The organism is Leyella stercorea DSM 18206, assembly GCF_000235885.1.
In the GTDB taxonomy this organism is placed as follows: Bacteria; Bacteroidota; Bacteroidia; order Bacteroidales; family Bacteroidaceae; genus Prevotella; species Prevotella stercorea.
Window position 1 is genome coordinate 1 of record NZ_JH379376.1, and the last position, 625, is coordinate 625.

The following is a 625-nucleotide window of genomic DNA, read 5'->3' on the forward strand; positions in this document are numbered from 1 at the left end:
GAGTTTATGGAGCTGAACGGCACCGCCGCCTATGTGAAATACAACCGCTTCCATATAGAGCACCGTCCACAGTATGTACCGGATCCGTTCCGCTCGGAAAACTTCTATTATAACAAGGAGGAAGACTATTGCGTCTGTCCGATGGGACAACACATGGCACGCACCGGAACCAGCCACAAGACAAGTGCGAGTGGATACGTCTCCGATAGGGCAACATATACAGCACAGAACTGCAAGGGATGTTCGCTGCGTTGTCTATGTTTCGATGCATCCGGGGACAGACGTGTGATTGATCGGAATCACAAACTGGAAGCTTACAGACAGAAAGCGAGTGAGCTGCTCACCTCAGAGGAAGGTTTTAGGCATAGAGGACGGAGATGCATCGAGCCAGAAGCGGTTTTCGGACAAATTAAATACAATATGGCATATCGTCGTTTTCGCCATATCGGTGTAGACAAGGTCAAAATGGACTTTGCCTTCTTTGCCATTGCCTTTAATATTAAGAAAATGGTGGCAAAAATGACCAAGGGAGGACTTTTCTCTTATTTGAGGGCTTATTTGACCCATATAACGCCATATAAATTGTTTATAAGGCTCTTTTTTGTAGAAAAACAAAAACTCGTTG

At 45.4% G+C, this 625-nt stretch carries 1 protein-coding gene; it reads left to right on the plus strand.

Features of this window, described 5'->3' with window-relative positions:
- The coding region (locus HMPREF0673_RS02460) for a transposase (RefSeq protein WP_007897483.1) at positions 1-625 on the plus strand (625 nt) is incomplete at both ends.